This is a genomic window from Thauera aminoaromatica S2, from assembly GCF_000310185.1.
Taxonomy (GTDB): Bacteria; Pseudomonadota; Gammaproteobacteria; order Burkholderiales; family Rhodocyclaceae; genus Thauera; species Thauera aminoaromatica.
The window spans coordinates 1-7,062 of record NZ_AMXD01000163.1 but is presented as its reverse complement, the minus strand read 5'-3'; the positions used below and the strand labels follow the sequence as shown (position 1 = coordinate 7,062).

Sequence of the window (7,062 nt, the reverse complement as noted above, 5' to 3'; positions counted from 1 at the left end):
GGCGGGTGGCCGCGGGCTTGCGCGTCCGGCGCGCTCCGTTGGTGCGGAAGGGCGGCCCGAGGCCGCCGCAAATGCAAAAACGCGGCGCAGGGCCGCGTTTTGAATCAATCGATCGACGTCGAGGACGTCGGGTCGATTACAGCGGGCGGATGTTGGCCGCCTGCAGGCCCTTGGGGCCGGTCTTGACTTCGAATTCGACGCGCTGGTTTTCGGCCAGGCTCTTGAAACCCTTGCTCTGGATTTCCGAGAAGTGGGCGAAGAGGTCGTCGCCGCCGCCTTCCGGGGTGATGAAGCCGAAGCCCTTGGCGTCGTTGAACCACTTGACGGTACCGGTTTGAGTGCTCATTTTGCGTTCCATATAAAGAATTGCGGGCTTGCGCCCCGAAGTGCAGGAACGATCAAGAAACGTAATCAGGGAGGCATCAAACCGACACGCGTTCTCTTGGAACACGCTGGCAACCACACCAACAACCACTGCTTGAATCGACTGCGAGCGGCAAGATACACGCTTTTGCGCGGATGCGTGAACTTATTTTTCAGTTCGATCGCATGCGGCGTGCGCGTGGGGCGCGTGCCGGCGTCCGGCAGTGGGATAATCCGCCCCCCGACAGTCAATCCAGGTCTCTCCATGCCCATCCAGTGGTTCCCCGGACACATGGCCTCCGCGCGCAAGAAGGCGGCCGAGGCGATGGCCATGACCGACGTGGTCATCGAGGTCGTCGACGCGCGCCTGCCCGAGGCCAGCAGCAACCCGATGATCGCCGAGCTGCGCCGCTTTCGTAACCGCCCCTGCCTCAAGCTGCTCAATAAGTCCGACCTCGCCGACCCCGAGGTCACACGTGCCTGGATGGAGTCCTACAATCGCCTGCCCGGCGTGAAGGCGGTGGCGATCTCGGCCAAGAGCCCGGCCGAGGTGGCGCGCGTGCCGGCGCTGTGCCGCCAGCTCGCGCCGCACCGCGACGATGGCGTCAAGCCGCTGCGCATGATGATCATGGGCATTCCCAACGTCGGCAAATCGACGCTGATGAACGCGCTGCTTAAGCGCAAGGTGGCCAAGGTGGGCGACGAGCCTGCAGTCACCAAGCACCAGCAGACGCTGGATCTCGGTCCCGGCATGACGCTCACCGACACGCCCGGCATGATGTGGCCCAAGATCGACCACGATGCCGACGGCTACATGCTGGCGGCGAGCCACGCCATCGGCCGCAACGCGGTGATCGACGAGGAGGTGGCGGCCTTCCTCGGCGAGATCCTCATCGCGCGCTACCCCGATCGCCTGGCGGTGCGCTACCGGCTCGACGCCGCCGCGATGGTCGCGCTCGACGGCCCGGCGCTGGTCGAGGCGGTGGGCCGGCGGCGCGGCTGCCTGGTCAAGGGCGGTGGGCTGGACCTGGAGAAGGCGGCGCAGATCCTGCTGCAGGACTATCGCGACGGCGCGCTCGGGCGCATCAGCCTGGAGACGCCGGAGACGCGCGCGCACATGATCGCCGCCGCGCAGGCGGCCGCAGCTCAGGCTGCCGCTGCGGGGGAGACCGCAGAGGAGGCCGCCGGCGCGGCGGAAGCGGGGGGCGAGGCCGATGCTTCCGGGGGCGAGGGCGACTGATCCACCGTCTCCGGCACGATCTCGATCCACCGCAACCACTGCCCGCAGGCGTTGCGCGGCCCGCGCAGCGAGCCGTGCCAGGGGCCTTCCCGGCAGGGGCCGCGCTGCTCCGTGGGATGCAGTTCGACGGTGCTGCCGTCCTCGCCCACGCGCCGCCATCCGCCCCAGCGATTGCAGCTGGGGCAGCGGCGCAGTTCGGCGACAGGTGGGGCGGGGGGGACAAAGCTCATCGATCGGGGCCGGGGGTTCGGGTGCAATGATACGGCGGGCGGACGCGGGTGCGGCAGGCGTCGCAGGCCACACGGCCGCACGATCGACGGCTGCTCGCGCCTGCCCGTCCGCAGGTCGCCGCATGGCCCATGCCGGCGCAGTCCCGGCGCCTTTGATATCATCCCGATCCTGCCGTTCCTCCTCCGGAGTCCCATGAGCGTTCCGTCAGCCTCGCGGCTGCACGCCCTCAACGTCGACCTGCACTGCCATTCCACCGTCTCGGACGGCTGGCTCGAGCCCGAAGCGCTGGTGTTGCGCGCGATCGCCAACGGCGTCGAGCTGCTCGCGCTGACCGATCACGACGAACTTGGCGGCATCGCGTCCGCGCAGCTTGTCGCCCGCGCCCATGGCTTGGCCTTCGTGCCGGGCGTCGAGATCTCGGTCTCCTTCGCCGGCGAGACCGTCCATATCGTGGGCCTGGGCGTCGATCCCGGGAGCGCCGAACTGTGTGCCGGTCTCGCCGCCCTGCGTGCCGGACGCGACGGGCGCGCGCGGCGCATTGGCGACGAGCTCGCGCGCGTCGGCATCCCCGATGCCTTCGCGGGTGCCTGCCGCTTCGCGCGCAACCCCGCGCTCGTGAGCCGCGCGCACTTCGCCCGCCATCTGGTCGCGAGCGGCGTGATGCCCGACGTGAAGACGGTCTTCGACCACTATCTCGTGCGCGGCAAGCCCGGCTTCGTCGAGCACCGCTGGGCGACGCTCGAGCAGGCGGTGGGCTGGATCCGCGCCGCCGGCGGCATCGCGGTGGTCGCGCATCCGGCGCGCTACCGGCTGTCCTCCGTCGCCATGGGCGAGCTCTTCGACCGCTTCGTCGCCGCCGGCGGTGAGGCCGTCGAGGTGGTGGCCGGTGCGCACACCGAGGACGAGATGCGTCGCTTCGCGAGCCTCGCGCGCCAGCGCGGGCTGCTGGCCTCGCGCGCGTCCGATTTCCATGGTGTGCAGGAGAGCATGGTCGACGTCGGTCGCTGCAATCCGCTGCCTGCCGACCTCGAGCCGGTGTGGAGCCGTCTGCAGGCCACCACCGCGGCGCTCGCGGCGGCCGCATCCTCCGCGCGCTAGGGCGCGCGCCCCATCGAGCATCCGATCATGGCCCAGTATTTCTCCCTTCATCCCGAACAGCCGCAGGCGCGGCTGATCCGTCAGGCCGCCGAGATCCTGCGTGGCGGCGGCCTCGTCGCGCTGCCCACCGACTCCGCCTACGCGCTCGCCTGCCAGGTCGGCGACGCCGCGCTGCTCGACCGCATCCGCCGCATCCGCGGGGTGGATGAGCGCCACCACTTCACGCTGATGTGTCGCGACCTCTCCGAGATCGGCACCTACGCCCGGGTGGACAACAGCCAGTACCGGTTGCTGAAGGCGGTCACTCCCGGCCCCTACACCTTCATCCTCGAAGGCACCAAGGAGCTGCCGCGCCGCGTGCTGCATCCGAAGCGCAAGACCATCGGCCTGCGCGTGCCCGAGCACGCGGTGGTGTCGGCCCTGCTCGCCGAGATCGACGGCCCGCTGCTGACCTCGACCCTGATCCTGCCTGGCGAGGACCTGCCGCTCTCCGACCCGGAGGAGATCCGCGACCGTCTCGGCAAGCTGGTCGAGCTGGTCATCGAGGCCGGCTACTGCGGTCCCGAGGCCACCACCGTGATCGACCTCACCTCGGGTGCGCCCGAGCTGGTACGCGCCGGGCGCGGCCCGCTCGAGCCCTTCGGTCTGTAGAATCCGGGGTTTGCCACCGAGCCCGCGATGGATTCGCTGATCTCCACCCTGGCCATCTGGGCCCTCCCGGTCGTGCTCGCGATCACGCTGCACGAGGCCGCGCACGGTTACGTGGCACGCCACTTCGGCGACCCCACCGCCCACCTTGCCGGGCGCATCACGCTCAACCCGCTGCGCCACATCGACCCGGTGGGCACCATCCTGGTGCCGGCGGGCATCCTCGCCCTCAGCTCGCTCGCCGGTGGCGGGGGCATCCTCTTCGGCTGGGCCAAGCCGGTGCCGGTCAACTTCTCGCGCCTGCGCAATCCCAAGTCCGACATGTTGTGGGTGGCGGCTGCAGGGCCTTTCGTCAACTTCGTCATGGCGCTCGGGTGGGCGCTGCTGTTCCGCATCGGCGCCACCAGCGAGCCGGGCGCCTACACGCTGCCGGTGCTCGAGATGGCCGACGCCGGCATCCGGATCAACGCCGTGCTGATGGCGCTCAACCTGCTGCCGATCCCGCCGCTCGACGGCGGCCGCATCGCGGTCAGCCTGCTGCCCGACCGGCTGGCCTGGCAGTACGCCCGGCTCGAGCCCTACGGCTTCCCGATCCTGCTCGTGCTGCTGTTCACCGGCGTGCTCGGCACCCTGCTGTGGCCGCTGCTAACCGGGTTCCGCTACCTGCTGTCCCTCGTCTTCGGATTCTGATGCTCCATGTACGCTGAACGTGTCCTCTCCGGCATGCGCCCCAGTGGGCGGCTCCATCTCGGCCACTACCACGGCGTGCTCAAGAACTGGGTGAAGCTGCAGGAGGAGTTCCCCTGCCTGTTCTTCGTCGCCGACTGGCATGCGCTCACCACGCACTACGACACCCCCGAGGTGATCGAGAACAGCGTCTGGGACATGCTGGTCGACTGGCTCGCCGCCGGGGTCGATCCAGCGCAGTCCACGCTCTTCATCCAGTCGCAGGTGCCCGAGCACGCCGAGCTGCACCTGCTGCTGTCGATGATGACCCCGCTCGGCTGGCTGGAGCGCGTGCCGACCTGGAAGGAGCAGCAGGAGAGGATCGAGGGTCGCGACCTGTCGACCTACGGCTTCCTCGGCTATCCGCTGCTGCAGTCGGCCGACATCCTGATCTACCGCGCGGACAAGGTGCCGGTGGGCGAGGACCAGGTGCCGCACATCGAGATCACCCGCGAGATCGCACGCCGCTTCAATCACCTCTACGGCCGCGAGCCGGGCTTCGAAGACAAGGCCAAGGACGCGGTGCGCAAGCTCGGTGCCAAGCGTGCGCGCATGTACCACGATCTGCGCACGCGCTTCCAGCAGGAGGGCGATGACGAGGCGCTCGAGCAGGCCAAGGCCCTGCTCGACGAAACCCAGAATCTCTCGCTTGGCGACCGCGAGCGCCTCTACGGCTACCTGGAAGGCAGCGGCAAGATGATCCTGGTCGAGCCCGAGGCGCTGCTTACCCCGGCGGCGCGCATGCCCGGCCTGGACGGGCAGAAGATGTCCAAGTCCTACGGCAACACCGTCAACCTGCGCGAGGACGCCGAGAGTGTCACGCGCAAGGTGCGCACCATGCAGACCGATCCCGCGCGCATGCGCCGCACCGACCCGGGCGAGCCCGAGCGCTGCCCGGTGTGGCAGCTGCACGCGATCTATTCCGGCGAAGACACCCTGGCCTGGGTGCAGCGGGGTTGCCGCAGCGCGGGCATCGGCTGCCTGGAGTGCAAGCAGCCGGTGCTGGAGGCGATCCTGAAGGAGCAGGAGGTGCTGCACGAGCGCGCCCAGCCTTATCTGGACGATCCTTCGCTGCTGCGCAGCATCATCGCCGACGGCTGCGAGCGCGCGCGCCGGCTTGCGCAGGAGACCATGCGCGACGTGCGCGAGGCGATGGGCCTGGACTACGGTTGAGCCCGCCGCACGCCGTCTTCCCGATCGCAGCCGCACCATGAACCTGCCGCTCGACCTGGTGCCGATCGACACCGGCCCGCCGCTCGATGTGCTCGCGCGCATCTACGGCGAGCCCCTGCTCGAATTGCCGAAAGACCTGTATATTCCGCCCGATGCGCTGCAGGTCTTCCTGGAAGCCTTCGAGGGGCCGCTGGACCTGCTGCTCTACCTGATCCGCAAGGCCAACCTCGACATCCTCGATGTGCCGATGGCGCCGCTCACCGCGCAGTACCTCGAGTACGTCGAGGCGATGCGGGCCACCCACCTCGAGCTCGCCGCCGAATACCTGCTGATGGCCGCGGTGCTGCTCGAGATCAAGTCGCGCATGCTGCTGCCGCGGCCGCCGCGCGCGAGTGCGGAAGAAGAGGATCCGCGCGCCGAGCTGGTGCGCCGGCTGCTCGAGTACGAACAGATGAAGCTCGCCGCGGCACGGCTCGAGGCGCTGCCGCGGGTGGAGCGCGACTTCGAGTGGGTGGGGGTGTTCGTTGCCGAGAAGGTGGTCGAGCGCCTGCCCGAGGTCAGCCTGCACGACCTTCAGCTGGCCTGGCTGCGTATCATGAAGAAGGCGCGGCTCAACCAGAGCCACCGTGTCGGCCGCGAGCAGCTCTCGGTGCGCGAGCACATGACGGCGATCCTGCGCAAGCTCGGTGACGGCGCCTTCGTGGTGTTCGACGCCTTGTTCGACGTCGAGCTCGGCCCGCCCGGCCTGGTGGTGAGCTTTCTCGCCGTGCTCGAGCTGGTGAAGGAAAAGCTGGTCGAAGTGACCCAGAACGAGGCCTTTGCGCCGATCTACGTGAAGCTGGCAGATGGCACCCGCAACGACGCCTGAGACCTGGTTGCGCATCGTCGAGGCGGCGCTGCTCTCCGCGCCGGGGGCACTGCCGGTGTCGGAGCTGCGCAAGCTCTTCGACGAGGATCCGGGGCCGGACCTGGTGCGCCGCCTGCTCGACGAGCTGCGCGCGCAGTGGTTCGAGGCCGGGCGCGGGGTCGAGCTGGTGCAGTTGGCGAGCGGCTGGCGCTTCCAGACACGGCCCGAGTATCAGGTCTACCTCGACCGCCTGAAGGAAGAAAAACCGCCGCGCTACTCGCGCGCGGTCATGGAAACGCTGGCGATCATCGCCTATCGCCAGCCCGTCACGCGCGGTGACATCGAGGACATCCGCGGCGTGGCGGTCTCGCCCAGCGTCTTGAAAACCCTCGAATCGCGCGGCTGGGTCGACATCGTCGGCCACCGCGACACGCCCGGGCGGCCGGCGCTCTTCGCCACCACCCGGCGCTTCCTCGACGAGATGGGGCTGCGCAGCCTGACCGAGCTGCCGGCGCTCACCGAACTCGAAAAAATCATGGATCTAGTCGATGTCTCGCAAACCGAACCGGCCGCTGCGCCCGCCCCTGAAGAAGAAGTCTGACGCGATCGAGATCCTCGACCGCGACCCGCGCGAATCCCGTGGCGCGCGCGACGACGACGCCCAGCCCGGCCGCAAGGACGCGCACCTCAACGCCGATCCGCGCGGCCCGCGCACGCCGCGTCCGCCGCGCGCCGG

At 69.2% G+C, this 7,062-nt stretch carries 8 protein-coding genes and 1 pseudogene; 8 read left to right on the top strand and 1 reads right to left on the bottom strand.

All coding sequences use genetic code 11. The annotated features are described in order from the left end of the window. Positions 1-136: 136 nt before the first annotated feature. Positions 137-346, bottom strand: a complete 210-nt coding sequence (gene cspE, locus C665_RS17175) for a transcription antiterminator/RNA stability regulator CspE (RefSeq protein WP_002926583.1) — start codon at positions 344-346, stop codon at positions 137-139. Positions 347-628: 282 nt separating this feature from the next. Between cspE and ylqF the strand changes: the two genes are divergently transcribed. The 8 genes and pseudogenes from ylqF to C665_RS20780 form a co-directional block, all read left to right on the top strand. After that, the gene (ylqF, locus tag C665_RS17170; protein WP_040829529.1) at positions 629-1,603 is read left to right on the top strand and encodes a ribosome biogenesis GTPase YlqF; all 975 of its coding nucleotides are present in this window, start codon (positions 629-631) and stop codon (positions 1,601-1,603) included. Between the two features lie 423 nt (positions 1,604-2,026). Continuing rightward, positions 2,027-2,932: a 3',5'-nucleoside bisphosphate phosphatase gene (locus C665_RS17165; RefSeq protein WP_004324035.1), complete on the top strand. Its 906-nt coding sequence runs from the start codon at positions 2,027-2,029 to the stop codon at positions 2,930-2,932. A 27-nt stretch (positions 2,933-2,959) separates the two neighbouring features. Next, on the top strand, positions 2,960-3,583 hold the full coding sequence (locus C665_RS17160; protein ID WP_004324032.1) for an L-threonylcarbamoyladenylate synthase: 624 nt from the start codon (positions 2,960-2,962) through the stop codon (positions 3,581-3,583). Between the two features lie 27 nt (positions 3,584-3,610). Next, entirely contained in the window at positions 3,611-4,270 is a 660-nt protein-coding gene (locus C665_RS17155) for a site-2 protease family protein (RefSeq protein ID WP_004324031.1), read from the top strand. A 6-nt stretch (positions 4,271-4,276) separates the two neighbouring features. Further along, positions 4,277-5,479, top strand: a complete 1,203-nt coding sequence (locus C665_RS17150) for a tryptophan--tRNA ligase (protein ID WP_004324029.1) — start codon at positions 4,277-4,279, stop codon at positions 5,477-5,479. A 37-nt stretch (positions 5,480-5,516) separates the two neighbouring features. Further along, a complete protein-coding gene (locus C665_RS17145; RefSeq protein WP_004324027.1) occupies positions 5,517-6,347 on the top strand; it encodes a segregation and condensation protein A in 831 nt (276 codons plus the stop codon). Next, entirely contained in the window at positions 6,325-6,927 is a 603-nt protein-coding gene (gene scpB, locus C665_RS17140; protein WP_012585146.1) for an SMC-Scp complex subunit ScpB, read from the top strand. The genes C665_RS17145 and scpB overlap by 23 nt, the downstream gene beginning before the upstream one ends. Beyond that, positions 6,875-7,062, top strand: a pseudogene (locus C665_RS20780) (23S rRNA pseudouridine(2605) synthase RluB); the annotation flags it as partial. The gene scpB and the pseudogene C665_RS20780, both read left to right, overlap by 53 nt.

Bases quoted from the DNA above. Each gene is read 5' to 3' on its own strand.
- cspE (WP_002926583.1), bottom strand. From the start codon at position 346: ATGAGCACTCAAACCGGTACCGTCAAGTGGTTCAACGACGCCAAGGGC.
- ylqF (WP_040829529.1), top strand. From the start codon at position 629: ATGCCCATCCAGTGGTTCCCCGGACACATGGCCTCCGCGCGCAAGAAG.
- C665_RS17165 (WP_004324035.1), top strand. From the start codon at position 2,027: ATGAGCGTTCCGTCAGCCTCGCGGCTGCACGCCCTCAACGTCGACCTG.
- C665_RS17160 (WP_004324032.1), top strand. From the start codon at position 2,960: ATGGCCCAGTATTTCTCCCTTCATCCCGAACAGCCGCAGGCGCGGCTG.
- C665_RS17155 (WP_004324031.1), top strand. From the start codon at position 3,611: ATGGATTCGCTGATCTCCACCCTGGCCATCTGGGCCCTCCCGGTCGTG.
- C665_RS17150 (WP_004324029.1), top strand. From the start codon at position 4,277: ATGTACGCTGAACGTGTCCTCTCCGGCATGCGCCCCAGTGGGCGGCTC.
- C665_RS17145 (WP_004324027.1), top strand. From the start codon at position 5,517: ATGAACCTGCCGCTCGACCTGGTGCCGATCGACACCGGCCCGCCGCTC.
- scpB (WP_012585146.1), top strand. From the start codon at position 6,325: ATGGCACCCGCAACGACGCCTGAGACCTGGTTGCGCATCGTCGAGGCG.